Below are 26,365 nucleotides of genomic sequence, written 5' to 3'. Positions count from 1 at the left end.
TGCAGTTTGCATTACCTGATTTACTTTTGGAATTAGCTAACTAACTGTGGCTGTACATCAAGTCCATAGCCAAACATGACTGCAAGCACTAAAACAGTAGCCGCAGCAAACATTAACTTAGCCATCAATGGTAAACAAAATCTAAACCAGTGTGTATACGGGACGCCAGCCATTCCTAAAATACCCATAAGTACGGCATTAGTTGGCACTATCATGTTAGAGAAGCCATCACCAAATTGATAGGCTAATACGGCAACTTGTCTAGGCACACCAACTAAGTCACCAACAGGTACCATCAATGGCATAGTCACGTAGGCTTGTCCTGATCCAGAAGGAATAAACATGTTTAACAATGTTTGGATAAGTAGCATCCCGACAGCAGAAATTTCAGCTGCAACGTAAGACAGAGGTGTCGATAACCCATTCACTATAGTATGAAGGATTTGGCCGTCTTCCAGAATTAAAGCAATACCACGGGCAACACCAATTAATACAGCGGTTGTGACAAGATCAGAAACGCCTTCGATAAAGCGGTTTGCAGCTTCATCAGCTGAAAGTTTACCTAAAATAGAAATAATGATACCCCAAGCAATAAACAATCCGCCTAGCTCATAAAGATACCAGCCTTGCGTTGCTATGCCCCAAACCGCGCATACAAGAGTGATGATAAATGTAGCAAGCACGGCTTGGTGTCTGCCGTTAAGCTGTGGGTAACTAGGTTGTGTTTGTCCAGCTAACGGACACGGAACATCTTTCATCATCGAAGCGTTTGGATCTAATTGAACTTTTTTAGTGTAGCTCCAGACATGATGAAAGCCGATCAATACAAAAGGAACAAAAATAGCGAAGCGCAGCCAAATACCTGAATAAACAGGAACCTCGGCAATTTGTTGTGCAATTAACACGGTAAACGGATTAAACGCTGAGACGCCATAACCTATACCATAACCGGCAATTATCATGCCCACAGCCGTCATTGCGTCAAGTTTCATTGCTTTACAAAGCGCAACGAGAATAAGTACAAATGGGATATACTCGCCAGCGGTACCAATCGCACTCGAAGCAATAGCAAAGCAAAACACAACCATAAAAATAAGCTTTTGCGGCTTATCTCCATGTTTTTCCAATAACCTTCCAATTAATGCGTCTACTGTGCCAGTTGCACGAGCTATGGCAAGTACACCACCCACAATCATTACAAAGAAGATTACATCTTGCGCTGCTGCAAAAGCACGGGGAATTGCTTTTAACAAGTCCCAAGGGGTGAGTTGTACAGATTCTTGTGCAATATGGTAAGTACCAGGTAATACAACTTGTCGACCTGACTCTGTAGTCGCAGTATCAAAAAAGCCTTGAGGGATAACCCAAGTAGATATTAGTGCAATAAGCATCATACCCAAAAGTAACACTAAGGTATGAGGAACTTTCAATGTTTTTGCCATGGAAAGTACAGCTCCAAAAAGGTAACGATAAAATTGCTCAGCATCTTACCGATATTCGGAGCATATTTCACTTTTTAATAGTAGATTTTAAATTAGGCGGCATTGTGATTAGCTAAAACAGCCTGCTCAACTCTATTTCTACCGTTAGCTTTGGCTTGATATAAACTTCTGTCAGCAAGTTTTAACGCATGATGTAAATCCTCAGAGCATGTCGGCCAATGTGATACGCCTAAAGAGATAGTAATATGTCCGGCATCAGCAAATACGGTGGTTTCAGTACAGTGACGTAACCGTTCGGCAATTTTGGTTGCTTGGCTGATCTCAACATGAGGCAGAAACATGAGAAATTCTTCCCCACCACTTCGACATAAATGGTCTTGCTCTCTGGCATTGCGACGCATCAATTCTGCGAGTTTTTGAATGACGGTGTCGCCAATATGATGGCCAAAGGTGTCATTCACGCGTTTAAAGTGGTCAATATCTAGGGCAATAATACTAAATGGGGTCGCCTGTTCGTATGCTGTTTCGAGCCATTTTTCCATCCCGCGGCGGTTAAATAAGAGGGTTAATTGGTCTTGCTTTCGTTCATCATCAAAACGCTGTACTTGCGCTCCTAGATGTTTAACACTGCCGTGCATAGCCTGATATAACCATGTAGCTTCATAATACCAAGTGGCTACGTGCGGGAAGTCGATGTTACGCCCATCTTGTACCTGCTCTGATAATTTAGCCAATCGCCATAGTGGTTTGGCTATTAGTCCTCCAAACCCCAATACGCAGATAAGCAAAAATACTGTAAATGGAACAGTGGTTTTTAGTACATGGCTCATGGTGTCAGAAAGCTGCGACATCGTAACCGCGAGAGGACGCTGAGCTACAACTCCCCACCCGCTAGTTTCAACAGAAGCATATCCAGCCAACATTTCAACCCCCTGTGTATTGATAATCTGGTTTGCGCCTGAACCTTTTCGAGTCAATGAAGTTACGACCTCATTTGCAGTGACATCCTGGCCAATACGATGATCGTCGTGATGATAAATAAGCTTGCCATTAGGCCCTGTTACATAAACATAGGTTTTATCTTGGTGGTGATGATTTGAGAGTAATTTACCTAAAATATTATCGCCTTTGAGGTAAATCCCAGCGGCGATAAAGCCTAAATAGTTGCCATTGTTATCAAATATGGGATGAGTTGGGCTAACCATTAAGTTGCCTGCGGGTGAAATAAATGGGCCTACTATATAGGGAGTCTGTTTACGAAGTGGCGAGGTTTCTACCTCATTCTTTAGCATCGTTCCGGTGATCCCCAGAGAGCTTGGTTGTGCGCCAATTATTTTGCCACTAGCACTAACGAGGACAACAGAGTCGAAGCTATTGGTGCGTACCAGCATTTGTTTTAACTCGTTATCGATCTGTGCACTATTATTCAGATTTTGGGCAATCACATTACTTGAGGCCTTTAATTGCATCAAAACAGATTGTAAAAAAAGGTCTGTCACATCTGCCAGCTTGGTAGCGTATGCACGGTTCGCTTCCAACGTGTCAGTTACCATCACCTGCTTTTGTACTTGATAACTGGAAAACAAGGCGTTTAATAGTGAGGTAAATATGCAAAGTGACGCGAGGATAAGTATCAACTTTTTAAGATCTAGCCAGTGTGTTGTTTTATTTATTTGTACCACTAAAAATTCTCTTTAATGTACGTCCATGACATTTTAGCTATTCAAATGAGTGATACAGTTAATCTATATCAAACTATGATCTGAGCAATAGCTTATCTGTTTGCTAAAAGATGTATGCTTGCATTATAACCAGTTAGCTAAAAATATTTAGTTTTCTTAACGGATTGTTGGAATTGTCGTCATTATAGGGTGTAAAATATTCTGAACATGAATACAGCGAACCCCTGATGAAAAAAAAGAAAACGAACCCGTTAGTCGGCCATTTTACTTTTGCTTGCTTGGCATTGGCGGCAATTTGGATGTTTGTGACAGATAAAGATACATTGATTGTCCTTAATTCCTTGGTTTTAGTTTATGTGGTCTTCGCATTAGGGCGTCGTTTGATGCAATTTTCAAATAAAAAGCCAAGCCCTCCAACCTCAAAAAAATCGAAATGATACTAGCTCACCTTATGTACGGATAAGAGATCTTCTAACTCATCAGTACTAAGCCATAACTTAATTTTTCCCTTGTCCAGCTAGAGCGTTTTAGGGTGAAGTCGCTTCGCGCCCTGCCCTCGCTAATGTGCCTAGATGCTGTAGGCAAAGCTAATACCAACTTGACTTAATACTTACTCAATTTGAAGGAGTAAATCTGACGCTGCCAGTGCTAAAACTTGCTGCTAGAACGGTATTAATTCTCCGTGGTTCAGGTTAGCTATATTAAGCGGTTGAACATTTTTAACGCAGCTAAGACGGTAATCTACCTTTGGACAATAGCTGTAAAATTAACGTGATAGCTAGAATACGAGCTGAGGATTAGCTCGTATTCCTTAATTGTTTTAGCGACAAAGTAGGCGACTACTGCCTGACTAACTTGAGTAAGTTCTCACCTTTACTATCAAGCTGATTAAGCGGCTTTAATCCCATTATGTGGGCAAGTGTCGGATACACCTCTAAATTACTTGCTTGTTTAACAGAAACGCCAGATTTAAAAGCAGGTCCTTGTGCAACAAAAAAGGCAGCCATATCGTCTGTAATCTCATAGCCATGGGTTCCATAATAGCTATGTTTCCCTTGCTGCATAAATACAATAGGTGCTTTGGCTTGCAAGATAATATCGCCAATACGAGGTGAGGTGCCTCCGTGCAATTGTATTTTTCGTGACTTTGAGAGCACCTCGAAGCGCCCTTTAGCTTTATCCTTTAGTTTTTCCTCTAATGCTGAGATATCTAAATTCTTATCATGATAGGAGTATAGGGACAAACGGGTGCCACTATTTTTAATCATCCACCCTTTTGGTATCTCTAACTCATCAATGAAAACTGACTTTTCAGGCAAGACTTCGGCCATCCCATGATCTGAGACCAACACCAAATTGATTTTAATATCGTCTTTAGCAAGTTCATTGACGAAATCGCCTATAAGCGAATCAACATATTGCACCGCTTTTTTAGTTTCGTCGTGATCAGGTCCAAACTCGTGTCCTTTACTGTCTACTAAAGAGAAATAGCTGGCCACAAATAAGGGTCTTTGCGCTTTTGGAAGTTTTAACCAATTATGGATCTGATTGAGACGATTTTTATAATCCGCTTTTTTTGAGTAATGGTAGTAATAATCAGGTGTCATGCCATTTACTCTCGCGTCTGATTCTGGCCAAAAGTAAGCTGCTGATTTGTGCCCGTGCATTTTAACCAAATTCCAGAGGGGGATCCCAGCTATCCAAGTACTATCGACTTTACCCATCCCCATTTTATAACAAGCTTCACGCTGCTTATCACAAAAGTAATTATCGACGATACCATGGTTGAGAGGCTTTAAGCCTGTGACAATAGAAAGGTGATTTGGGAACGTTTTACTTGGATATTGCGGCCACATCTTTGTAGCGCGAACACCGGTGCTGGCGAGCTTTGCGATATTTTTGGCATCATGTTTTTCGATATAATCCCATCGAAAGCCATCAATCGAAATTAAGACAGTTGACACCTTCTGCGCACATACCGCGCTACTGAATAAAGTTAAAATGACAAAAAGTGTTTTGAGCATGTGTGGTTCCCTGTGTGATTAACTACCGATACGTGAGCATGTGTTGCACCCGCTTACGATCGTATGCCGCATTAAATCACAACAATATGAAATTGCTATTTATTTGCGTTAAATAGATCACAAAAGTGGATATTAGGAGAAGGTTCACTTTTGCTCTGTTCTAATTGAGCATAATTAATGCTTGATCTAAGTCAAAGTGAACTATATATTAAAGTTTCAATAATTACTGAAAGTTTAAAAGTATGAACTTGTCACCAAAAATAGAAAATTTTGTACTCCACTGCGGTGAAATGGGCAGCCGTTGGGGTTTTAATAGAACAATTGGGCAAATGGTTGGCTTGTTGGTTATTAATGAGCAACCATTGACAGCGAATGAGATTGCAGATGCGTTAAAAATATCTCGTGGTAACGTTAGTATGGGGATCAAAGAATTACAATCTTGGCAACTCGTTAGAGTTCATCACATTCCTGGTGATCGCAAAGAATACTACTCTCCAAATGGGTCTATTTGGGATCTTGCAAACCGGGTCTTTGAAGAAAGAAGAAAAAGAGAAATAGACCCTACCCTTACTCTACTGAGAGATCAAATTCTAGATAGTGCAAACTCACCAGAAGAAGTGTATGCACAACAACAAATGCAAACGATTCACGACCTACTTGAAACCGTTACTAAGTGGTCTGCTGAGCTACAAAGGCTGTCTCCAGAGCAATTACAGTCACTAATGAAGCTCGGGTCGTCAGTTAGTAAGGTAATAGATTTAAAGGATAAATTATTACGTAAGTCTTAAAAGTGCGAGGTGCGTCATGCTTGATACATTACTGTTGTCGCGAATACAGTTCGCGGCAAATATTAGTTTCCATATACTTTTTCCTACGATCACCATTGCATTAGCATGGTTTCTCGCTTTCTTTAAAATCAAGTATGACTTAACTGAGCATCCGGTTTGGGTAAGAGCCTATCGCTTCTGGGTTAAAATCTTCGCGCTTACCTTTGCGCTGGGTGTGGTTAGTGGTATTACCATGTCGTTTCAGTTTGGTACTAATTGGCCAGGGTTTATGGAGAAAGTTGGAAATATCGCGGGGCCACTTTTGGGTTATGAGGTACTCACCGCCTTTTTCATGGAAGCGACCTTTTTAGGGATAATGCTGTTTGGCATGAAGCGTGTCCCTCCTAAAATCCACACACTGTCCACTTTTATTGTTGCAATAGGCACTACACTCTCGGCATTTTGGATCTTGTCTTTAAATAGCTGGATGCAAACACCTACAGGTTTTGAGCTTAGGGACGGTGTAGCATACCCTACAGACTGGTTCGCGATTATATTTAATCCGTCTTTTGGTTACCGCTTTTTTCATATGTTGCTTGCAAGCGCATTAACTGCGTCATTTTTAATAGCAGGAGTAAGTGCTTATCGCTTACTTAAAAATGACGACAAGCATGCTCCAAAAAAAGCATTGACTGTAGCTTTAACAGTCGCAGCCCTTCTCACTCCGATACAAGCTTTTGTCGGCGATTTACACGGCCTAAATACGCTCAAACATCAACCACAAAAAATTGCAGCAATGGAAGGCGTATGGGAGACAGAAAAAGGTGCACCGCTCTTACTCTTTGCAATTCCCAACGAGGAAGAAAGGCGCAATGAATTTGCAATAGGCATTCCTAATATGGCGAGCTTTATTCTTACCCACGACGTTAATGGTGAAATTAAAGGGCTTAACGAATTTAAAGGTGAACACCCACCAGTTAAGCCCGTCTTTTTCGGCTTTAGAATTATGGTTGGAATGGGGATGCTGATGATTTTAGTCGCGTTTGTCACCCGATTTACGCTTTGGAAAAAGGGCGAGCTACCCAAGTGGCAGCTAAAAGCGCTTGTAGCGATGACCTTTTCGGGCTGGGTAGCGACTCTTGCAGGATGGTACGTCACGGAAATTGGACGTCAACCATACATTGTTAGTGGCATTTTACGGGTAGAAGATGCAGTGACCAACATCGCTTCAGAAAATGTCTTGTTCACGCTCATAGGATACCTAACGATATATGCCATATTGCTTTATGCCTATATCAGGACATTATTTCACACTGCGAATAAGTCCGTTGAAGTTGAAGAGTATGATATGAAAGAGTTTGCAGCGGAGGTATCACGTGTTTAATCCCGAATATTTATCACTAATCTATGCAGGGTTAATGGCACTAGCTATTGTGGTTTACGCTATTTTAGATGGCTATGATCTTGGGGTTGGTATGTTGATCCCGCTAGATGACAAAGAAACAGCCGATACCATGATCGCATCTATAGGTCCATTTTGGGATGCTAATGAAACATGGTTAGTCTTGGCAGTAGGCCTTGCATTTATCGCGTTTCCTCAAGCGCATAGCATGATTTTACAGGCCTTGTATATACCTGTTGTATTTTTGTTGTTCGGTTTAATCATGCGTGGTGTTGCTTTTGACTTTAGAGCAAAAGCCCGAGTTAAACGACAAAGGCGCTGGGATAAAGTATTTAAGTTTGGCTCGTTACTGACTGCATTTGCACAAGGTTATATGTTAGGGCTTTATGTCGTAGGTTTTGACGATTCGTTGCTAGCCCACGCATTCGCGGCTTTGAGTGGTATTGGTGTGGTTTGCGCATATGGATTAATTGGCTCAGCATGGCTTATTATGAAATGTGAAGGTCAACTACAGCTAGCTGCTATAAAGTGGTGTAAGCACTTTTCTCGTGTCGCTTTCGTTGGGGTGATCTTAGTTTCTATCATCAACCCGCTCATAAATGAATGGATATATGAGCGCTGGTTTAGTTTACCGATGGCACTCGTTGTGCTACCTGCACCTATAATCTGTTTGCTACTTTTTGTGGTCTTGGAAAGCGTATTGCACAAATTACCCAAAGCGACAGAAGCAGGAGCTTGGCTTCCATTCTTTATTTCAGCTTTTATCTTTCTACTGTGCTTCTTTGGTCTGGTTTACAGCTTTTATCCATACGTGGTGCCAGGAAAGCTGACTATATTTGATGCCGTAGCAGATCCCTCCGCACTCACTTTCTTATTATATGGCGTGGTTGTCGTCGTACCGACGTTAATTGCCTACACATTATTTTCGTACCGAGTCTTTTGGGGCAAGGTTCAGCCTTTGTCTTATTATTGACACTTGCATACATTAGCCCAACCAAAAGGCAGCTTGTTGGAAGCTGCCTTTTTTATAATGCTAGAGTAGCGCGCGATTTATATTTTTGGATAACCGATCCGATCAGACAAAAAGCCAACACTGGTCGCAAAATAGTAAGAGCGATTCCAGTTCATCAATGCTTTGTAGTTATCATAGGCAAGATACATACGGCCATTTGCATCGTCAGGCATTACTAATGCAGCACTAATATTAACATTCGGTAGATCACTACCATCCATTCTGCGCAGTCCAAGGGCTTGCCATTCTTGTAGAGAACGTTCTGATTTACGCCACTCTCCTAGCCACTCTTTATGTGACTTAGTACCGCGTTTTAAAATATAACTTGTGTCAAAGCCTTCAGGTAATTTCACTTGGCGACCCCAAGTTAGATTGTCATTCCAGCCAACACTTTTAAGATAATTTGCTATTGATGCAAATGCGTCTTCTTGGGTTGTCCAGATGTCTTTTCGACCATCTTGATTGTAATCTACAGCATAAGAGGTAAAAGAGGTTGGCATGAATTGAGTTTGACCCATCGCACCTGCCCAAGAACCTTTGAAGTTGTTTAGATCAATATGGCCATCTCTTAAAATATCTAATGCAGCCCATAATTGACGTTTGTATAAGGCTTCTCTTCGACCGTCAAAAGCAAGCGTCACAAGTGCGCTAATTACAGGGTAGCCACCTTGAATACGACCAAAGTTACTTTCTAGACCCCAAAGTGCGACAATAAAACGAGCTTGTACACCATATTCTTTTGCAACTTTTTCTAGCGTGCTCTGGTGTTCTTTATATAGCTTACGCGCTCGTTGGATTTTCCATTCTGGAACACGTTTAGGTAAATATGTCTCGAGTGTTTCAACAATTTCTGGCTGTGTTTTGTCTGCCTTTATCACTTTCTCTTTGAAAGTAGCGGTAGCAAAAGCGTCATCAACTAATTGTTGAGAATAGCCTTTATCAATCGCCTCTTGCTTTAAATTATTGAGATATTCATCAAACTTAGCCTGAGTATTGGCAAAGACTGAGGTAGACAGGCAAACTGAGGCTACTAATAAGGAAATTTTTTTTATCACGTGTCTGTTACTCCATTTTGCTTTCTAAATTCATCTAACAAACTTTCAGTGTGTGGTGGAAGCTGCAAGTAAAACCCATCATCTGTTAACTTTTGCTTAACTGTGTCTAGATCCGCAATTCCTAGTTTTTCTCTTCTAGCAAGATCCACAATCATGACATAGATTGGTGTACCGAAAGTTTCCATTAAAGGTGCAGGTACGCTGGAAAAATCATCTCTTTTAGAAACAAACAGGTAGGTATCCGCTTTTTTTGGACTTTTGTATATGGCAGTGAGCATTATAAGCCTATAAATTCTTGCTAATCATTGGCGGTCACTATACCATGCTATTAGTAAGTTGTGGAAAGTTTTACTACCCGCTAAAGTCAAGTAAATAAGGCGCTAGCGGCGGTTGTAACAGAAATTTGAGTGCATATGTCAAAACAAACATTCGAACTAAAAGGAAATCTATTTACACTCTCTGTGCTACAGTTGTTTTCTTTAGATTTAACAAAATTACGACAAGAGCTAGATAGCAAAATATCGCAGGCACCAAAGTTCTTTTTGGGTGCTCCAATTGTGGTTAATTTAGCTGAAGTTCAGGAACAAAATGTAGAATTCAAAGAGTTAAAGCAGACACTAATTGATTTACAGCTCAATCCGGTAGGTGTATGTAACGGTACTCAAAGTCAACACGACTTAGCTAAAGAGGCAGGGTTTTCTGTACTAAATTATTCAAGGGATGTGCAACCGAGTACCCCTTCACAATCTCAAGCGGCTGAAGTAGTAGAAAAACAAGTGTATCTGCCAGCGCAAATTGTGAACGGAACGGTACGCAGTGGTCAGCAGATTTATGCAAAAGACCGTGACTTGATCGTACTAGGTGCGGTAAGCCATGGAGCGGAAGTTATCGCAGATGGTAACGTACATATATACGGTACTTTGCGTGGTCGAGCAATCGCTGGTGCACAGGGCCAACCAGACACCAGTATATTTTGTCAGCGCTTAGAAGCTGAGCTAGTGTCGATTAATGGGAGTTATTGGATCAGTGATTCGTTACAAGGCGAACACTGGGGTCAAGCTGCTCAAATAACACAACAAGACGAATCATTAAAAATTACAGCTTTGGTCAAAGGATAAATCAGATGGCAAAAATTATTGTCGTAACTTCGGGTAAAGGCGGTGTTGGTAAGACAACGTCGAGTGCAGCAATTGGTACAGGCTTAGCGCTAAAGGGTTATAAAACAGCCATAGTCGATTTTGATATTGGTCTAAGAAACCTTGACTTAATTATGGGTTGTGAACGCCGTGTAGTCTATGACTTTGTTAATGTCATTAATGGTGAAGCAAACCTCAACCAAGCACTCATCAAAGATAAACGGGTTGAAAAACTATATATTCTTCCGGCCTCTCAAACCCGTGATAAAGATGCGTTGACACGTGAAGGTGTTGAGCGAGTTTTAAATGAAATGAAAGAAGGCTTTGATTTCATTATTTGTGACTCACCTGCAGGTATTGAAGCAGGGGCAATGATGGCACTTTACTTTGCAGATGAAGCTGTTGTCACGACGAACCCGGAAGTATCTTCTGTACGAGATTCCGACAGAATTTTAGGTATCTTACAAAGTAAATCTCGCCGAGCTGAGCTAGGTTTAGAGCCAGTAAAAGAACATTTGCTACTAACTCGATATAATCCAGAGCGTGTTGATAGCGGTGAAATGCTCTCAGTTGATGATGTAAAAGAAATCTTAGCGATTGATTTGCTTGGCGTTATCCCTGAGTCAAAGTCTGTATTGAATGCTTCAAACTCAGGGCAACCTGTGATCCTTGACCAAGAATCAGACGCAGGCCAAGCTTATAGCGATGCAATCAGCCGTTTGTTAGGTGAAATCGTCGATTTTCGTTTTTTACAGGTCGAGAAGAAAGGTATCTTCAAACGGATCTTTGGAGGGTAATGTGTCTTTACTAGATTATTTTCGTTCAGAAAAGAAAAACAGTGCGTCGTTGGCAAAAGAGCGACTGCAAATAATTGTCGCACATGAGCGTTCCAAACGAGGAACGCCTGACTACCTGCCGCAGCTAAAGCAGGATATTTTGGATGTTATCCGAAAATACGTGAAGGTAGACTCAGATGCGGTAAATGTTCAGTTTGAGCAAAATGAAGACGATTTAGCTGTGCTTGAATTAAATGTCACACTACCTGACGATGAAAAGTAATACCAATTAGCTTAATTAAGTGCTCTATTTTGAGGCGAGAAAATATAGTCGATAACCAGGCAAAAATTTTGTTATTTAGTTGTTCTAAATGAGAAATTTTTAACGCCGTTAGCGTCATATTTGCTTCGCCAAATTAAACAGGTACTAAGTGAAATTGGTATAAATATAAAAAAGGGCTTTTATAGCCCTTTTTTATTACCACCAGTTCTTTAGTCTGTCTTCAAGTAGCTCAGCACGCCAGCCTAGTGCTAGATCAGGTTTCATAAGTAGCTTTTTTTCTGCCTCAGATTTTTTCCACGACCAGCTAATCACTTGATTGATTTGCTTTTTAGAGGCGAAAACATCGGCTGGGATCTGGTTTTCTTTTGCGACCTCAGTGATGATAAGCTTTATTTCTTTACATGCAGCTTTATAACCTTTGAAATCAATGAGCCGCTTTACGCGTTGTGGACAATCTTGCTCGACAATTTGCTTGCCCTTTTCAATGCAAGCAAGAATTTCCTTACCCGATCGATTTACTTCCATAGGCTCAACCCCTGGCACATTACGCAAACTACCGAGTGTACTTGGACGGCGTTTGGCTATCTCAACCATATTATGTTCTTTTAGTACAAAATTAAGCGCCAAATTTTTTTTCTCAGCTTTTGCACGTCGCCAAGCCGCTAGCTCTTTTAAAATTGCGAGATCTCTTGGCTTTAATTGCCATACATTTTTAATATCTAAATAAAGTAGTGGATCGGGTTGGCGGAAGCTACGCTTTTGTGCAAGCAGCTCACTTTCTTTCAATACTATGCTAAATAGCTGCTTTTCTTCGATTTGGTTAAGGATCTGCTGAAAGCATGGTAGTAAATGAAAAACATCTGATGCAGCGTAATCTAATTGCTTTTGCGTTAATGGACGGCGCAACCAATCTGTCCTTGATTCACTCTTATCAATATCAACATTACTTAACTGCTTAACCATATTGGCAAAGCCGATACAGCTGCCCTCTCCTAGTAACTGTAGCGCAAACTGAGTATCAAAAATGGGTGATGGTATAAAACCTGCAAATTTCAAAAATACTTCAATATCCTCTGAAGGAGAGTGAAGCACTTTTAAGATATCCGTATTGGCAAATAAAGCCCAAAGCGATTGAAAGTCCATTTCAATTAATGGATCTATCAGAGCAAGATGACTTCCATCAAATATTTGTAGTAACGCGATTTCGGGATATAAAGTGCGACGACGCATAAACTCGGTATCAACAGCAAGTACTTTTGCGGTTGAAATTTTAGCTACAAACTCATCTAGTGCTTGTTGGCTTTCAATGACTTGATACTGCACTTTTACTCCCATGCAATTATGTGGCTAACTGGTGCAAATCGTTAGCGATAAAAAAGCCGGCTGATGCCGGCTTTTTTGTTATTCTTTTAACGCTCTACGCAGTATTTTACCTACATTGGTTTTCGGTAGTTCATCTCTAAACTCCACCAACTTTGGTACCTTATAGTTCGTTAGATTATCTCGGCAATGCGCAATTATATCTTTTTCTGTTAAAGAAGGGTCTTTTTTAACGATAAAAACTTTTACTTGCTCGCCACTTACTTCATGTGGCACGCCGACAGCTGCAACTTCAAGCACACCTTCGTGCATCGCAACAACTTCTTCAATTTCATTAGGAAATACGTTAAAGCCAGATACCAAAATCATATCTTTTTTACGATCCACAATATAGAAGAAACCATCGTCATCGTAAGTTGCAATATCACCAGTCGCAAACCAGCCATCTTTTAAACATTCAGCTGTCGCATCCGGTCGGTTATAGTAACCAGCCATTACTTGTGGCCCTTTTACGCACAACTCACCCGGTTCACCTTTAGGGGTTTCATTACCATTTTCGTCGATTATCTTAATGTCAGTACTTGGCGCTGGTAAACCTATTGAGCCGTTGTACGCATCTAAATCGTGCGGACAGATAGTAACTAATGGCGCACATTCGGTTAATCCGTAGCCTTCCATCAGTTTCGATTTGGTTATTTTCTGCCAACGCTCTGCTACAGGTCGTTGTACGGCCATGCCACCACCCAAGGACATTTTCAAGGTCGAAAAGTCGAGATCAGCAAATCCTGGTGTGTTCAATAAACCATTAAATAGCGTATTTACGCCGGTAATTGCTGTAAATGGATATTTTGCAAGTTCTTTAACAAAAGCAGGCATATCACGAGGGTTGGTGATCAAAATATTATGACCACCGTACTTCATAAACGTCAAGCAGTTCGCCGTTAACGCAAAAATATGATAAAGCGGTAAAGCCGTGATAACGACCTCTTTGCCTTTGTCTAACACTTTGTCTAGACAGCCGGAGACTTGTTCTAGGTTAGCAACCATGTTGCCATGCGTTAACATCGCTCCTTTTGAAACTCCAGTTGTTCCACCTGTGTATTGTAAAAAAGCAAGGTCGCTAAGCGAAATATCTGGTTTGTTGTATTTTGCAGGATCTGCTGCAATTACATGCTTGAAAGGGATCGTGTTCGCCAAGCTAAAATCTGGAACCATTTTTTTGAAGTGCTTCACAACAAAGTTTACTAGGTGCTTTTTCAATCCGCCCAGCATATCGCCAATTTCAGTTAGCACAACATGTTTAACCTGCGTTTTAGGCAAGGCTTGCTCTAAAGTGTGAGCAAAGTTCGCAAGAATAAAAATGGCCTTTGATTCAGAGTCATTCAACTGATGCTCAAGCTCTCGCACTGTATATAGTGGGTTGACATTTACAACCGTACAGCCAGCACGCAGCACACCCAAAATAGTAATAGGGGTTTGTAGTAAATTCGGCATCATTACAGCAACTTTGTCGCCGCGACCAAGTTTTAATTCATTTTGTATATAACTAGCAACTGCTTTTGTTTTTTCATCAACTTGCTGATAAGTCAGTGTTTTACCCATATTCGAATAGGCTGGGTACTGTGCATAATCGGCAAAACTTTTTTCAAATAATTCAAGCAATGAGTTGTAATGCTCTGGGTCGATAGTTTCAGGCATACCCTCTGGGTAGCGCTTCAGCCAGATTTTTTCCACTCTTAGCTCCTGTGTTCTCGTTATTTTTATATTCACCCTAAACCATAAACGATGTAAGGCACTTTAACAATTGAGCAAATACTCTAAAACCGCCATGTTCCCACAATATTTGAGGATTTACAATCAAGATGCTGTTGAAACGTGGCCTTTAACGCTCATAATGGTATTTCTTTCCTTCATTAGTTTATTCTTTGAACTCCCTTTTTTATCAATAGCCAAGTATTGCGCTGTCGGTATCTACCGCTTTAAGAAACTGACACCGACCTTTGGTGTCGTGCAATTAGCTTACAGCATATTTCGGGGTTTTCCATATGGCAATGATGACCTCCTGAAACTTTTTCTATTGTTAGCGAATCAAAACATGATTTAAATAGTTGGTACTGTTTATCAATCATTGCAAAACCCTGCTCAGCCAAAATTAATAAAGTAGGTACAATAGTCCCCTCAAGCGCTGACTTTGCTTGCGCCACTGAAAAGCGAAAACCGGAATGTTGCTTCAGTCTAGGATCAAGAGTGAGTTGGACGCCCTGATTATGTTGTTTGGTGTTTCTATTCATGAGTAAAGTCGCAATGTCTATGGATACATCGCTGACCTTACATCGTAGCTGTGCCAAAGTATTTATATCAGGATACACTCTGGGTGTAGATTGTTTTAACTTATCTCGGGAATTAAAAGCGTTGATGAGTTGTTTCTTCGTTTCAGGCTCAGGCGTATTCACTATGCCAATACCTTCAATAAGGGCTAGTGATAGGCACCGCTCTGGATAACAAGCGGCAAATAGATTCGCTATCATCGCTCCCATTGAGTGTCCGACGAAATGGCACTGGGCTAGCTGTGCAAGATCTAAAAAACTTTTTAGATCATAAACGTAGTCTATAAAGTAATAGAAAGCGTCCTCACTTTTCCAGTCTGAGCGGCCATGTCCTGGCAAGTCAAGCGCAATGTGAGTATACAATTCTTCAGAAAACGGTTGAAACGGTAAAAAGCTATTACTGTTATCCTGCCATCCATGGAGGTAAATGATAGTTTGCCGGCCACTGCCCCATGTTTGATAGGCAAATGGCCCGATTTTTTGTTCTTTTATCGCATATAAAGACATCAAAGAATTCTTTTTGTGTTCATCGTTGCATCATTGATTTATTATCTTACCGTGACATATTTGAACTTACTACTTTGATTTGTAGAAAATTTTGCTTAATACAATTGGTTATTAATTTAGTAGTAGTAAGGTTTAGATAAAACATTTTCTTTATGAATGTACACGGGAATAACAATGAATTTTAAGACTCGCCTTTTAGCATCAGTGATAGGAATGCTTGTTGCTGCTCCTGCTGTTGCAGCTCCAAAAAACATCATTTACATGATAGGTGATGGTATGGGACCAACATACACAACCGCATATCGATATTTTAAAGATGATCCAGCAACAAAAGTTGTTGAACCAACCGTTTTTGACTCCATTTTGGTTGGCATGGCGCATACCTACCCTGATGACGACACGATTGTAACTGACAGCGCAGCAGGTGCAACGGCATTGAGCACCGGAACAAAAAGCTACAACGGCGCTATCGCGGTAGATACTCACAAAGCGCATTTAGAAACCATGCTGGAAGTTGCTAAGAAGAAAGGTAAAACAACCGCACTAGTTGCGACATCGCAAATTAATCATGCAACCCCAGCAAGCTTTGCTTCTCATAACGAATCTCGTCGCAACTACGACGAGATCGCCAATGACTATGTAGATAACAAGATAGCAGGTAAATTACCTGTCGATCTTATGCTCGGTGGTGGTACCAAATACTTTATTCGCGAAGACAGAAATTTGGTTAACGAGTTCAAAGAAGCGGGTTATCAATACGTAGATGATTTGTCCAAGCTTGACACGTTAAATAAAGTCCCAGCAATTGGTTTATTTGCCGAGGTCGGTCTACCGTTTGCTATTGATGAGGAGCCACAGCGCTTAACGAAAATGACCCAAACGGCACTATCGTTATTGGAAAACCAAAATGACAAAGGGTTTTTCTTAATGGTAGAGGGCAGTCAGATTGACTGGTGTGGGCACGCGAACGACATCGCTTGTGCGATGCGTGAAATGGATGATTTTGCAGAGTCAATCAAACTTGCAAAAGCATTTGTTGACAGCAACCCTGATACCATTCTTGTCGTGACAGCTGATCACTCCACAGGCGGCTTAACTCTTGGTGCAAATGGTCAATATCGCTGGGAGCGTGATGTGATAGCCAACGTAAAGGGCTCTGCTGGTGAGATAGCCAAAGCACTCGTGGATGCAAAAGATGTAAAGGCTACATGGAAAGCTCTGACGGGGCTTGAGTATGATAGTGCGACTGAACTGAATGTAAAAGAAGCATTGTCACAAGGGCCAAAAGCGTTGAGTACGGTCGTTAAAGAGACAATTAGCGATGCGTCTTTCACTGGTTGGACAACGAGCGGTCATACTGCAATCGATGTACCTGTTTTTGCTCACGGTATGGGCAAAGAAAGGTTTATTGGTTCGCAAAATAACACTAAGATCGCCGATAAATTAATTGAGTTTATTAAAAAGTAACGACATCTCTGTCGGTTGCGGAGTGACGGACAAGATTTTCTCGCCTCAAAATAGACCACTTAATTAAAACAATTGGTATAAGCTTAAAAACAAATAAGGTCAGCATGTGCTGACCTTATTTACTTCAAACGCTTTAGAGGTATTACGCGTAAACCGACACCCCAATCATATTTTTAATCTCATCTCGCCTTGCTTCCGTGGCGATTGCTTTGTATTCACTAATGGCTTGCCCAGTGCGAAAATTCGGACGATCATAAATAGTAGAGCGTTGCTGCATTTGAAATTGCTCTACGAGTGCAATGCCCTTTTCGCTGGTTTTGATTTGGGCGGTGTTGAGCTTGGCAGTATTTCCCTCTTCAATAGCAGGACTCACCGCCTTTTTAGGCTGTGGTTTTACTTGGTAAGTACCAGCTTGTTGTACTATTGAATTTAATTTCACCGCTTAACTCTTAAATACACTGTGCTTGTTTAAAAATACGCCTTTATTCGCGGCCTGGCAACTTTTTCCATGTCACCGTGTCTCGAACATATTGTGGTTGTGCTTCGGCAGCATCAACTGATAATCCTTTAGTGAAGGCATCATCTGCTATAAATAGCATGTAATAGGCGTCTGGTAGTGTAATGCTATCGAGCTCCTCACAGGCAAGCTGCGAAGCAAGCTCAGGAAATGCTTGCCATCCTGTTCCAACTCCTACCGCACCGCTTACACTAAAGTCTATGTTTTCGGGTTTTATTACAGTTTCTTCTGATGTCGCTTGGATAACTCTACCGTTTAGGCCATTATACTGACAAAGGTAAATCTCTCCCATACGCGCATCTATTGCTGAGACTACGTTATCTTTACCGGTTTCCATCCATACCTGTTGTGCCATGGCGTGTAAGGTAGAAACACCAACTAATTTTAACCCTGATGAGTATGCCAGTCCTTGTGCCACTGCGGTACTGATTCTCACTCCGGTAAAACTTCCAGGGCCGCGTCCAAACACTATACCATCAAGCTCGTTAAGGGTAATGTCGGCTTCGCGTAAAATCCTCTCCACCAGCGGCAATATTTTTTGACTGTGCTGCTGTGGGCAAACCTCAAAATGGCGAATAAACTTGCCTTCGTAATGCAGGGCGATACTGAGTGCTTCAGTGGAGGCGTCTATGGCCAATAGGTTATTTTTCATTTTTGTCTATATTCTCTAAAAATCGAATTGCCTTGCTCAAGTCTCTTGTTCGAGACATGTTAGGCAAACTACTTAAAAACGTCTGGCCGTATTTTCTCGTAACTAAGCGATTATCGCAAATAATCAGTACACCTTTATCGTTGGCGTCTCTAATTAAACGCCCAACCCCCTGTTTTAAAGCGATAACAGCTTGAGGTAATTGTATTGCATCAAAAGGCTCTAAGCCACGCATCTCAGCGTCTCTCATTCGAGCTTGCAATAATGGATCATCTGGTGATGCGAAAGGTAATTTGTCAATCATAACACAACTTAGGGTATCACCACGTACATCAACGCCCTCCCAAAAGGAAGCTGTGCCCAGCAGTACCGCATTACCATGGCGAATAAACTGCTCTAGTATGATGCGCTTGGAAGCTTGTCCTTGCATAAATATTGGGTATTGCAATGCGGTATTTAGCCCTTCATAGACTAAGTGCATAGCTCGATAGCTAGTAAAGAGTAAAAATGTGCGCCCTTTTGCTGCGTTGATCACTTGCTTGGCAAGCTTTACTAGGGCGTGTGGCATTAAGTCATCACGGGTTTCTGGGAGATAGCGCGGCAGACAAAGTAATGCTTGGTGCTTGTAGTTAAAAGGACTTTCCACAATAAACTGTGAAGTCGGACTTAGCCCTAAGCTACGACTAAAATGCTCTAATGAATTATCAACAGATAAAGTTGCTGAAGTGAAGACAAAACTTGCCTCTGTAGTCTTTATAATGTCGGCAAATTTGCTTGAGACATCAAGAGGTGTCACGTGGATAGATAAAAACCGCCTTGTGGTTTCAAACCAATAACTAAACCCGGTTTGGCTAGTGTCAAATGCACGTTCAAACTGATTTTTAAAGCTCATCACCTTTTCAAAGGGGTGTTCTATCTTGTCACTTCTATCAAGGCAGAGCTTTAGCACTTTATAGAGAAAGTCTAAATTACCGATCACTCGGTGCATTGCATCGCAAATTGGTTTATTTGCCAGCGCCTCTCGCCAGTCACCTCGAGCACCATCGGAGCCAAAAACCAAACGTAAATCTGCGACACTGGTTTCGAGCTTATTGAGTGTTTTACCAAGTTGTAACATATCGGGAATGTCTGAGCGGTAAATAACTCTGATATCATTGATTAGTGCCTGCAGTGCTTTGGTGCTGATGGTTTCACCAAAATAGTCACTGGCGATCTCTGGTAATTGGTGAGCTTCATCGAAAATATAACAATCAGCGGTTGGCATCAGCTCGGCAAAGCCGGAGTCTTTGACAGCCATATCAGCAAAAAATAGATGGTGGTTAATGACCACAACATCAGCATCGGCGGCTTTTAGTCTGGCTTTTCGGATATAGCAATCTTCGTAGTCAGGGCACTCTTTACCTAAGCAATTGTCTGACGTTGAAGTGACGTAAGGTAAAACTTTTGCGTCTTCTTCGATACCGACACAATCTGCCAAGTCGCCGCTTTGTGTTTCAGAAGCAAATTTTGCCACCATAGCAAGCTGGTGCATGACATCTGGATCATCGGTTGGTACATGGCTTACATGCTGTGCTAAGCGATATGGACAGAGATAGTTACTTCTACCTTTCAACAAAGTTACATTTTTACCACTGGTGAGTACCTTTTTTAGTGTGGGTACATCACGATGAAATAATTGCTCTTGCAACGCTTTGGAACCGGTAGAGACGATGACTTTACCTTTGCTCTCAAAAGCCGGTATCAAATATGCGAATGTTTTACCAGTGCCGGTACCAGCTTCCGCGACGCATTGGCCGCCACTTTGTAAGGTTTCTTCCACTGCTACGGCCATATCAATTTGTGGCTGCCTTGGTTGATAGCCTGGAAAATGTTGAGCTAGTGGGCCCGCAGAAGAAAAAATAGATGATACAGCCAAAGTAATGCAAATATACAAACAGACAGGTCGCGAAATTGTATGTGGCTATGCACCAAATCGCAACCGCTGTTTAGCAATAATCGAAGCTCGAACTCAGGTTAATGAACCGGCTGCGTTTTAATTTTAATAATACCTATCACTGTTATGAGGACATAAATAAGGTATAAGCCTATTTTACTGGACCATGTAGATTCTGGTGAAGGTATGACAACACGTAAATAATCGTTTAAAAACAGCATGCCAACCCCAACAATGATGGCAGTAAATTTAAAGTGGCGGTAGCTGGCTGAAGATATGGTAAATAAAGACACAAGCAAAAGTGTTAGGCTTATATAAAACGCCAAAACAGCCATACTACCTGGCACAATACTGGGAGCTAGCGCCAGTACAGATAAGGTAACAACGCCCCAACCTGCAAAGGTTTTTACTGATTTATGCGCCATGTGATTTCTCCTTAAAAAAATGGCGGTTAGCTTCGGTACATCTACTATAACTTAATAGAATTATCAGTGCTCTGTATTTCGTAAAATAAGCGGATTAAGCTATACGGCTGACTCATTGAAGGTTTGCTTAAATTTTTATTTGCGACTGAAAAGGTCACGCCCAAGTATCTAAATTTTCGCCTTTGTGCTCTTCGTGCGATTTTTCTTCTTCGTCTTTCTCATCATCGTCCTCTTTAATTTTTTTATGTTCAGCAGTCTGATGTATAAGCTCGACATCGGTTTTTTGATCTTTTTTAACCTTTTCAATTTTATAATGCTGTACACCAGCAACGTGAAATGCTGATTTATGTGCGACATCGAGTCTTACAATTGGACCTAAAAAAGGTTTAAATGCGTCCATACATCCCTCCTCTAACCTACTGGTGAACTTACTTATTATCGACCGTTATATGCTATTCTTTAATTTGCATTAAAAAATGGTTGCCAAAGAGAAGATTATTATGTTTATCTATAAATGAACTTTTTAAACAGCAGATATATTACAAAGGTAACATCATGCTAAACACACTGACAGCACTTCATCACCATCATCATCACACGGGATAACCTGTCAGTTATTTCGCTGGTGGGTTATTCCTTAAAGGAACCTCCGGCGAGACATAAAGTATAGTCAAAGTTTATTTCGCCCCGAGGTTCCGCCTCGGGGTTTTTCGTTTATAGAATTAGGAAATAAATAATGAGCAACAGTAACCGTTTAAGAATTGCAATCCAAAAATCAGGCCGCCTTTCAAAAGATTGCCAAGCTTTACTCAAGCAACTTGGCGTAAAGCTAAACCTGCGTGAACAGCGCTTAATTGCACACTCGACTAACATGCCTATTGACGTACTGAGAGTACGTGATGACGATATTCCTGGTCTAGTGATGGATGGGGTTTGTGACCTCGGTATTGTAGGTGAAAATGTTCTAGAGGAAGCGCAAGCTGAGCGCCTTCGTAACGAGCAGTGTGCTGAGGTAAACAAGCTGGCTAAGTTAGACTTTGGGTTTTGTCGTTTAGCGTTAGCTTGGCCGCAAGAACTTGGACAACAAGATAAAGATTGGTTTAACGGTAAGCGTATTGCAACCACCTACCCTGAAATATTAAAACAATACCTTAAACGTGAAAATATCGACGCGAGTGTCGTTATGTTAACAGGCTCTGTAGAGGTGGCACCGCGCGCAGGACTTGCTGACGCTATCTGCGATTTAGTATCAACCGGTGCAACCCTTGAAGCCAACGGACTGATGCAAGGCGATACCATCTTAGAATCTAACGCCTGTCTTATCCAAAATGCTGCGCTTACTGATCAAAGCAAACTTGCACTTATCGATAAACTCATGCCGCGCCTAAAGGGGGTAAAACAGGCAAAAGAAAGCAAATACATCATGATGCATGCACCAAAGAATAAGCTAGATGAAGTTTGCGCACTGTTACCTGGCACGGGTCAACCTACTTTGCTTGCACTAGCCGGAAGCGACGAATATGTTGCACTTCACATGGTTAGCTCTGAGACGCTATTTTGGGAGACCATGGAAGAGTTAAAGGCGCTTGGTGCAAACTCTATTCTAGTTATGCCAATAGAAAAGATGATGGAGTAATAGCATGTTTGATTGGCAGTCAGCTACGAGTGTTCAGCGAGCCGAATGCTTAAGTCGCCCAGCGGTGAAAGTAGGTGATAAAGTAAAGGCGGCGGTTGAGAATATCATCGATAATGTTGCGAAAAATGGTGATAAAGCACTGCTTGGCTACGCTGAGCAGTTTGATGCTCGTATCAGCCCAAGAATAAGAGTATCAGATTCAGAAATCATACAAAGTGAGTTTGCTTTAGAACCTGATCTGAAAAACGCCATTGATCAGGCATACAGCAACATCAAAAGGTTTCACCAGTTGCAAACTCCTCAAAGTAAGCAGATTGAGACTCAACCGGGTGTTATTTGTGAACTTAGATTTCAAGCGATCGAAGCGGTTGGGTTATATGTGCCAGGTGGAAGCGCGCCGCTGCCTTCTTCCGTATTAATGCAAGGTGTTTGTGCGCAGCTAAGCGGCGCGAAAACAATTGTATTAGCAACCCCAGTCAAAGGTGATAGTCAGATCAACCCTGCGATTTTATACGCGGCTAAACTCTGTGGCGTTACTGATATTATTGAATGTGGTGGTGCAGGTGCAATTGCCGCGATGGCATTAGGCACAGATAGTGTGCCCAAAGTGAACAAGATATTTGGCCCAGGTAATAGTTTTGTCACCATGGCAAAACAGCTGCTTTGTCAATCAGTACCTGGATTGGCAATTGATATGCCTGCGGGTCCGTCCGAGGTGTTAGTGATTGCTGATAAGGGCGCGAACCCTGAATTTATTGCCGCAGATCTGCTTTCTCAAGCAGAACATGGTGAAGACTCTCAAGTTATTTTGTTAGCGACTGAGGCTCAGTTAATTAAGGACACCGAAGTTGCGATCGAACGCCAATTAAGAGTCCTTAGTCGCGCTGATATCGCCAGAGCCGCACTTAAAAATAGCACGCTGATTTTAGTCGAGAGTGTTGAGCAAGCGTTTGAAATATCGGCAGAGTATGGGCCTGAACACCTTATCTTACAGATTAGGGAGGCTGAGCGCTTCTTACCACTTGTGAAAAATGCAGGTTCAGTGTTTGTTGGAGACTATACGCCAGAGTCTGCGGGTGATTATGCGTCTGGTACCAATCACGTATTGCCAACCTACGGTTATTCAAAAACCTACTCAAGTTTAAATTTGATGGATTTTTACAAGGCTTACACTGTACAAACCATCACTAAGGAAGGTCTGCGTGGTTTGAGTTCCGCCATTCTACCTTTAGCTCAAGCTGAAGGGTTAGACGCACACGCAAATGCCGTTAAAGTAAGGCTGGAGAATAATAATGACTAATATTGCACTACCCGAAAATATAGAAAAGTTGAAAGCCTACAGCTCTGCAAAAAGTGAAAAACTGACAGGGAACACATGGCTAAACGCCAACGAAAGTCCTTACACTCGTTTACTTGAAATGCGTTTTGATAACTTAAATCGTTACCCTGATCCACAACCAGAAGCTGTGATCGAGGGTTATGCACGCTACGCACAAGTTGAACAAAGTAATGTATTGATGACTCGTGGTGCCGATGAAGGGATCGAGCTTTTGGTAAGAACTTACTGTGAGCCAAGTAAAGACAGTATTGCGATTTTTACGCCAACATACGGTATGTACAAAGTCACGGCGAATACACATAACATCGCCATTAACGAATTAAGTCAAGAGCAGCTTGCCAATGAGGACACGGACGCACTACTCCCCGCAATTGGTGAAGCTAAACTCGTATTTGTGTGTAATCCAAATAACCCGACAGGAGCATTACAACCAATACGCAAAGTCGCAGCTCTTGCTGATAAGCTTAAAGGCCGTGCGATTGTCGTCGTTGATGAAGCGTATATTGAGTTTTGTGAAGACAAGAGTTGCGTAGAGCTTATCAAAACATTTCCTAATGTCGTTGTACTACGCACGTTATCTAAGGCGTTCGCACTAGCAGGGCTTCGTGTGGGTTTTATGTTAGCCAGTGAATCGCTATTAGCGCCGATCAGAAAAGTTATCGCACCCTACCCTGTTTCAACGGTAGTAGCGCAAATTGCAGCAACTGCACTAACGTCTGATGCGCTAACGCAGATGCGCCGTCAAGTCTCTATTTTGAACCTAGCAAAAAAGAAGCTTATACAATGGCTACAAAACAGCGAGTTCGTAAACGCAATACTATGCGGCGAAGGCAACTTTGTTACTTTGCAGCTAACCGACAAGCAATTTGTACAACAAGCGATGCGCCAAGGCTTAATAATGCGCCCATTTGTGCTGTTTGGCGAGGACAATTGGTTGCGGATCTCCATCGGCAACGAACAAGAACTAAAACAAGTAGAAACCTGGCTGAAACAATGCCAAGTCACTGAGGAAGTATCATGAGCGCCCCATATTTATTCATAGACCGTGACGGCACCATTATTGAAGAGCCAATGATTGACAAACAAGTCGACAGCCTTGAAAAGCTGGCATTGTTGCCGAATGTGATCCCAGCGCTGCTATCGCTGCAAGCTTTTGGCTACAAACTGGTGATGGTGTCGAATCAAGACGGCCTTGGGACTGAGAGCTTCCCCACAGCAGATTTTGATGCTCCTCAAGATAAAATGATGCAAATTCTAACTAGTCAAGGGATCCGTTTTGAAGAGGTGTTAATATGCCCTCACTTTGATGAGGATAACTGTCAATGTCGTAAACCTAAAACTGGGTTACTCACGGAGTTAATGCGCTCTGGTAAAGTGGATTTGAGCAAGTCATTTGTTATTGGTGATAGACAAACCGATATTCAGCTAGCTGAAAATCTGTGTATCGAAGGTATTCTCTATGAAAATAACTGGCCTGCGATTGTAACGCAATTAACCACATTAAATCGCAGCGCACAAATTGTCAGAAATACCAAAGAAACTCAGATCTCGGTAGCGATAAATTTAGATCAACAAGCCAATGGCGAGATTTCAACGGGTCTTGGATTCTTTGACCATATGTTAGATCAAATAAGAACTCACGCTAATCTGGGCCTATATATTCAAGCCAAAGGGGATTTGCACATAGATGAGCACCACTTAGTCGAAGATATAGGTATTGCCCTTGGTCAAGCATTCAGAACTGCGCTTGGCACCAAGTCACAAATCGCTCGCTATGGCTTTGCATTGCCTATGGATGAGTGTAAGGCAGAGTGCCAACTGGATTTGTCTGGACGCGCTTCTTTTGTACTGAATGCCAACTTCACCAGAGATAAAGTCGGTGATTTGGATGTTCAAATGGTTGAACACTTTTTCAAGTCTTTTGCAGATAATGCGGCGGTAAGCTTAATCTTGAGTGTAAGTGAAGGCAACGCACACCATCAGGTTGAGGGCTTATTTAAGGCATTCTCACGGGCTATACGTATGGCAATTGCAACGGATGCGTCGCAGCAAACGGCAAGTTCGAAGGGGTGTTTATGATTGCAATTATTAATACCGGTTGTGCCAACATTAACTCTGTGCGCTTTGCATTTGAGCGCCTTGGTGTCACACCGGAAGTGATCACCACACCGGAGAAATTATCTGAGTTTGAACGCGCTATTCTACCCGGTGTAGGCCACGCCAATGTGGCAATGAAGCGGTTAAATGAACAAGGCTGGACGGAGGCAATAGCTGACTATCAGAGGCCTTTGATGGGTATTTGCTTAGGGATGCAGCTGCTTTGTGAATCGACTGAAGAAGGCAACGTAGCTTGCCTAGATCGCATTCCGGGTAAGGTTGAGTTATTGGAGACCAATGATTTAACAGCGCCGCATATGGGTTGGAATAATCTTCGTGTGGTGAAGTCTCACGCGCTCACTGCAGGACTCAGCGAACAAGACCAAGTGTACTTTGTGCACAGTTTTGCGCATACCATCAATCAATCGACATTGGTTTCGGGTGAGTACGGTCAAGCGTTTTCTGCGATTGTTGCAAACGACAATTATGCCGGCATGCAGTTTCATCCAGAGCGCAGCGGCAGAGTCGGTGCACAGCTTTTACAAAACTTTATTAATTGGCAAATTTAA

Annotated in this window: 26 protein-coding genes; 13 read left to right on the top strand and 13 right to left on the bottom strand. The window is 41.9% G+C overall.

All coding sequences use genetic code 11. The annotated features are described in order from the left end of the window. Positions 1-32: 32 nt before the first annotated feature. The gene (locus F9Y84_RS10410) at positions 33-1,442 is read right to left on the bottom strand and encodes a YfcC family protein (protein WP_128731515.1); all 1,410 of its coding nucleotides are present in this window, start codon (positions 1,440-1,442) and stop codon (positions 33-35) included. A gap of 92 nt (positions 1,443-1,534) precedes the next feature. Next, complete coding sequence (locus tag F9Y84_RS10405; RefSeq protein ID WP_147390882.1) at positions 1,535-3,124, bottom strand: sensor domain-containing diguanylate cyclase; 1,590 nt, start codon at positions 3,122-3,124, stop codon at positions 1,535-1,537. Positions 3,125-3,351: 227 nt separating this feature from the next. Between F9Y84_RS10405 and F9Y84_RS10400 the strand changes: the two genes are divergently transcribed. After that, positions 3,352-3,561, top strand: a complete 210-nt coding sequence (locus F9Y84_RS10400) for a hypothetical protein (protein ID WP_147390881.1) — start codon at positions 3,352-3,354, stop codon at positions 3,559-3,561. A 402-nt stretch (positions 3,562-3,963) separates the two neighbouring features. On the opposite strand, the gene F9Y84_RS10395 is transcribed toward F9Y84_RS10400, so the two are convergent. Next, complete coding sequence (locus F9Y84_RS10395; protein WP_147390880.1) at positions 3,964-5,148, bottom strand: alkaline phosphatase family protein; 1,185 nt, start codon at positions 5,146-5,148, stop codon at positions 3,964-3,966. Between the two features lie 242 nt (positions 5,149-5,390). Here F9Y84_RS10395 and F9Y84_RS10390 point away from each other — a divergent pair, with 242 nt between their 5' ends. From F9Y84_RS10390 to F9Y84_RS10380, 3 genes are read left to right on the top strand one after another with little or no spacing between them, the layout of a single operon-like run. Then, positions 5,391-5,936: a GbsR/MarR family transcriptional regulator gene (locus tag F9Y84_RS10390; RefSeq protein ID WP_125252941.1), complete on the top strand. Its 546-nt coding sequence runs from the start codon at positions 5,391-5,393 to the stop codon at positions 5,934-5,936. Positions 5,937-5,952: 16 nt separating this feature from the next. Continuing rightward, positions 5,953-7,299 (top strand): cytochrome ubiquinol oxidase subunit I, encoded by a 1,347-nt coding sequence (locus tag F9Y84_RS10385; RefSeq protein WP_147390879.1) that lies wholly within the window; start codon positions 5,953-5,955, stop codon positions 7,297-7,299. Then, on the top strand, positions 7,292-8,290 hold the full coding sequence (locus F9Y84_RS10380) for a cytochrome d ubiquinol oxidase subunit II (protein WP_147390878.1): 999 nt from the start codon (positions 7,292-7,294) through the stop codon (positions 8,288-8,290). Before F9Y84_RS10385 ends, F9Y84_RS10380 begins: the two co-directional genes overlap by 8 nt. Before the next feature lie 77 nt (positions 8,291-8,367). Here the strand turns inward: F9Y84_RS10380 and F9Y84_RS10375 are convergent, their stop codons facing one another. Both F9Y84_RS10375 and F9Y84_RS10370 read right to left on the bottom strand, forming a co-directional pair. Beyond that, entirely contained in the window at positions 8,368-9,384 is a 1,017-nt protein-coding gene (locus F9Y84_RS10375; RefSeq protein ID WP_125252938.1) for a lytic murein transglycosylase, read from the bottom strand. Next, positions 9,381-9,662, bottom strand: coding sequence for a YcgL domain-containing protein (locus F9Y84_RS10370; protein WP_125252937.1), 282 nt, complete (start codon positions 9,660-9,662; stop codon positions 9,381-9,383). The genes F9Y84_RS10375 and F9Y84_RS10370 overlap by 4 nt, the downstream gene beginning before the upstream one ends. A 135-nt stretch (positions 9,663-9,797) precedes the next feature. On the opposite strand from F9Y84_RS10370, the gene minC reads away from it, so the two are divergent. From minC to minE, 3 genes are read left to right on the top strand one after another with little or no spacing between them, the layout of a single operon-like run. Then, complete coding sequence (gene minC, locus F9Y84_RS10365; RefSeq protein WP_125252936.1) at positions 9,798-10,502, top strand: septum site-determining protein MinC; 705 nt, start codon at positions 9,798-9,800, stop codon at positions 10,500-10,502. A 5-nt stretch (positions 10,503-10,507) separates the two neighbouring features. Beyond that, positions 10,508-11,317 (top strand): septum site-determining protein MinD, encoded by an 810-nt coding sequence (minD, locus tag F9Y84_RS10360; protein WP_147390877.1) that lies wholly within the window; start codon positions 10,508-10,510, stop codon positions 11,315-11,317. A 1-nt stretch (position 11,318) separates the two neighbouring features. Then, on the top strand, positions 11,319-11,579 hold the full coding sequence (gene minE / locus F9Y84_RS10355; protein WP_010372964.1) for a cell division topological specificity factor MinE: 261 nt from the start codon (positions 11,319-11,321) through the stop codon (positions 11,577-11,579). 195 nt (positions 11,580-11,774) lie between these two features. Here minE and rnd read toward each other — a convergent pair whose 3' ends face one another. The 3 genes from rnd to F9Y84_RS10340 form a co-directional block, all read right to left on the bottom strand. Beyond that, positions 11,775-12,902: a ribonuclease D gene (rnd, locus tag F9Y84_RS10350; protein WP_147389859.1), complete on the bottom strand. Its 1,128-nt coding sequence runs from the start codon at positions 12,900-12,902 to the stop codon at positions 11,775-11,777. A 78-nt stretch (positions 12,903-12,980) separates the two neighbouring features. Further along, positions 12,981-14,633 carry a long-chain-fatty-acid--CoA ligase FadD gene (gene fadD, locus F9Y84_RS10345; protein ID WP_147389857.1) on the bottom strand — a complete coding sequence of 551 codons (1,653 nt, stop codon included), beginning with the start codon at positions 14,631-14,633 and terminating at the stop codon, positions 12,981-12,983. A 245-nt stretch (positions 14,634-14,878) separates the two neighbouring features. Further along, positions 14,879-15,733 (bottom strand): alpha/beta fold hydrolase, encoded by an 855-nt coding sequence (locus F9Y84_RS10340; RefSeq protein ID WP_147389855.1) that lies wholly within the window; start codon positions 15,731-15,733, stop codon positions 14,879-14,881. Between the two features lie 174 nt (positions 15,734-15,907). Here F9Y84_RS10340 and F9Y84_RS10335 point away from each other — a divergent pair, with 174 nt between their 5' ends. Next, entirely contained in the window at positions 15,908-17,200 is a 1,293-nt protein-coding gene (locus F9Y84_RS10335) for an alkaline phosphatase (protein ID WP_147389853.1), read from the top strand. A 142-nt stretch (positions 17,201-17,342) separates the two neighbouring features. Here F9Y84_RS10335 and F9Y84_RS10330 read toward each other — a convergent pair whose 3' ends face one another. From F9Y84_RS10330 to F9Y84_RS10310, 5 genes are all read right to left on the bottom strand, one after another. After that, the gene (locus F9Y84_RS10330) at positions 17,343-17,639 is read right to left on the bottom strand and encodes a hypothetical protein (protein WP_147389851.1); all 297 of its coding nucleotides are present in this window, start codon (positions 17,637-17,639) and stop codon (positions 17,343-17,345) included. A 43-nt stretch (positions 17,640-17,682) separates the two neighbouring features. Next, entirely contained in the window at positions 17,683-18,369 is a 687-nt protein-coding gene (gene tsaB, locus F9Y84_RS10325; protein ID WP_147389850.1) for a tRNA (adenosine(37)-N6)-threonylcarbamoyltransferase complex dimerization subunit type 1 TsaB, read from the bottom strand. Beyond that, positions 18,359-20,281, bottom strand: coding sequence for a DNA repair helicase YoaA (yoaA, locus tag F9Y84_RS10320; RefSeq protein ID WP_167508254.1), 1,923 nt, complete (start codon positions 20,279-20,281; stop codon positions 18,359-18,361). The genes tsaB and yoaA overlap by 11 nt, the downstream gene beginning before the upstream one ends. Positions 20,282-20,379: 98 nt before the next feature. After that, complete coding sequence (locus F9Y84_RS10315) at positions 20,380-20,724, bottom strand: hypothetical protein (RefSeq protein ID WP_128731530.1); 345 nt, start codon at positions 20,722-20,724, stop codon at positions 20,380-20,382. 154 nt (positions 20,725-20,878) lie between these two features. Next, complete coding sequence (locus tag F9Y84_RS10310) at positions 20,879-21,124, bottom strand: hypothetical protein (protein ID WP_147389847.1); 246 nt, start codon at positions 21,122-21,124, stop codon at positions 20,879-20,881. A 336-nt stretch (positions 21,125-21,460) separates the two neighbouring features. Between F9Y84_RS10310 and hisG the strand changes: the two genes are divergently transcribed. The 5 genes from hisG to hisH are packed head-to-tail and all read left to right on the top strand — an operon-like array spanning position 21,461 to position 26,365. Continuing rightward, positions 21,461-22,360, top strand: a complete 900-nt coding sequence (gene hisG / locus F9Y84_RS10305) for an ATP phosphoribosyltransferase (protein WP_125252925.1) — start codon at positions 21,461-21,463, stop codon at positions 22,358-22,360. A gap of 4 nt (positions 22,361-22,364) precedes the next feature. After that, positions 22,365-23,660 carry a histidinol dehydrogenase gene (gene hisD / locus F9Y84_RS10300; RefSeq protein ID WP_147389846.1) on the top strand — a complete coding sequence of 432 codons (1,296 nt, stop codon included), beginning with the start codon at positions 22,365-22,367 and terminating at the stop codon, positions 23,658-23,660. Next, a complete protein-coding gene (hisC, locus tag F9Y84_RS10295) occupies positions 23,653-24,720 on the top strand; it encodes a histidinol-phosphate transaminase (RefSeq protein ID WP_125252923.1) in 1,068 nt (355 codons plus the stop codon). The genes hisD and hisC overlap by 8 nt, the downstream gene beginning before the upstream one ends. After that, entirely contained in the window at positions 24,717-25,778 is a 1,062-nt protein-coding gene (gene hisB / locus F9Y84_RS10290) for a bifunctional histidinol-phosphatase/imidazoleglycerol-phosphate dehydratase HisB (protein WP_125252922.1), read from the top strand. The genes hisC and hisB overlap by 4 nt, the downstream gene beginning before the upstream one ends. Further along, on the top strand, positions 25,775-26,365 hold the full coding sequence (hisH, locus tag F9Y84_RS10285; RefSeq protein WP_147389844.1) for an imidazole glycerol phosphate synthase subunit HisH: 591 nt from the start codon (positions 25,775-25,777) through the stop codon (positions 26,363-26,365). The genes hisB and hisH overlap by 4 nt, the downstream gene beginning before the upstream one ends.

The organism is Pseudoalteromonas peptidolytica (assembly GCF_012641745.1).
In the GTDB taxonomy this organism is placed as follows: Bacteria; Pseudomonadota; Gammaproteobacteria; order Enterobacterales; family Alteromonadaceae; genus Pseudoalteromonas; species Pseudoalteromonas peptidolytica.
The sequence above is the reverse complement of the archived record's forward strand: the minus strand, read 5'-3'. Positions and strand labels throughout refer to the sequence as shown.

Excerpts from the sequence above, each read along its gene's own strand:
- F9Y84_RS10395 (WP_147390880.1), bottom strand. The coding sequence starts at position 5,148 with ATGCTCAAAACACTTTTTGTCATTTTAACTTTATTCAGTAGCGCGGTA.
- hisG (WP_125252925.1), top strand. The coding sequence starts at position 21,461 with ATGAGCAACAGTAACCGTTTAAGAATTGCAATCCAAAAATCAGGCCGC.
- minC (WP_125252936.1), top strand. The coding sequence starts at position 9,798 with ATGTCAAAACAAACATTCGAACTAAAAGGAAATCTATTTACACTCTCT.
- F9Y84_RS10310 (WP_147389847.1), bottom strand. The coding sequence starts at position 21,124 with ATGGACGCATTTAAACCTTTTTTAGGTCCAATTGTAAGACTCGATGTC.
- minD (WP_147390877.1), top strand. The coding sequence starts at position 10,508 with ATGGCAAAAATTATTGTCGTAACTTCGGGTAAAGGCGGTGTTGGTAAG.
- tsaB (WP_147389850.1), bottom strand. The coding sequence starts at position 18,369 with ATGAAAAATAACCTATTGGCCATAGACGCCTCCACTGAAGCACTCAGT.
- F9Y84_RS10335 (WP_147389853.1), top strand. The coding sequence starts at position 15,908 with ATGAATTTTAAGACTCGCCTTTTAGCATCAGTGATAGGAATGCTTGTT.
- F9Y84_RS10340 (WP_147389855.1), bottom strand. The coding sequence starts at position 15,733 with ATGTCTTTATATGCGATAAAAGAACAAAAAATCGGGCCATTTGCCTAT.
- F9Y84_RS10315 (WP_128731530.1), bottom strand. The coding sequence starts at position 20,724 with ATGGCGCATAAATCAGTAAAAACCTTTGCAGGTTGGGGCGTTGTTACC.
- F9Y84_RS10410 (WP_128731515.1), bottom strand. The coding sequence starts at position 1,442 with ATGGCAAAAACATTGAAAGTTCCTCATACCTTAGTGTTACTTTTGGGT.
- F9Y84_RS10390 (WP_125252941.1), top strand. The coding sequence starts at position 5,391 with ATGAACTTGTCACCAAAAATAGAAAATTTTGTACTCCACTGCGGTGAA.
- F9Y84_RS10385 (WP_147390879.1), top strand. The coding sequence starts at position 5,953 with ATGCTTGATACATTACTGTTGTCGCGAATACAGTTCGCGGCAAATATT.
- hisD (WP_147389846.1), top strand. The coding sequence starts at position 22,365 with ATGTTTGATTGGCAGTCAGCTACGAGTGTTCAGCGAGCCGAATGCTTA.
- F9Y84_RS10370 (WP_125252937.1), bottom strand. The coding sequence starts at position 9,662 with ATGCTCACTGCCATATACAAAAGTCCAAAAAAAGCGGATACCTACCTG.
- hisC (WP_125252923.1), top strand. The coding sequence starts at position 23,653 with ATGACTAATATTGCACTACCCGAAAATATAGAAAAGTTGAAAGCCTAC.
- F9Y84_RS10400 (WP_147390881.1), top strand. The coding sequence starts at position 3,352 with ATGAAAAAAAAGAAAACGAACCCGTTAGTCGGCCATTTTACTTTTGCT.
- hisB (WP_125252922.1), top strand. The coding sequence starts at position 24,717 with ATGAGCGCCCCATATTTATTCATAGACCGTGACGGCACCATTATTGAA.
- hisH (WP_147389844.1), top strand. The coding sequence starts at position 25,775 with ATGATTGCAATTATTAATACCGGTTGTGCCAACATTAACTCTGTGCGC.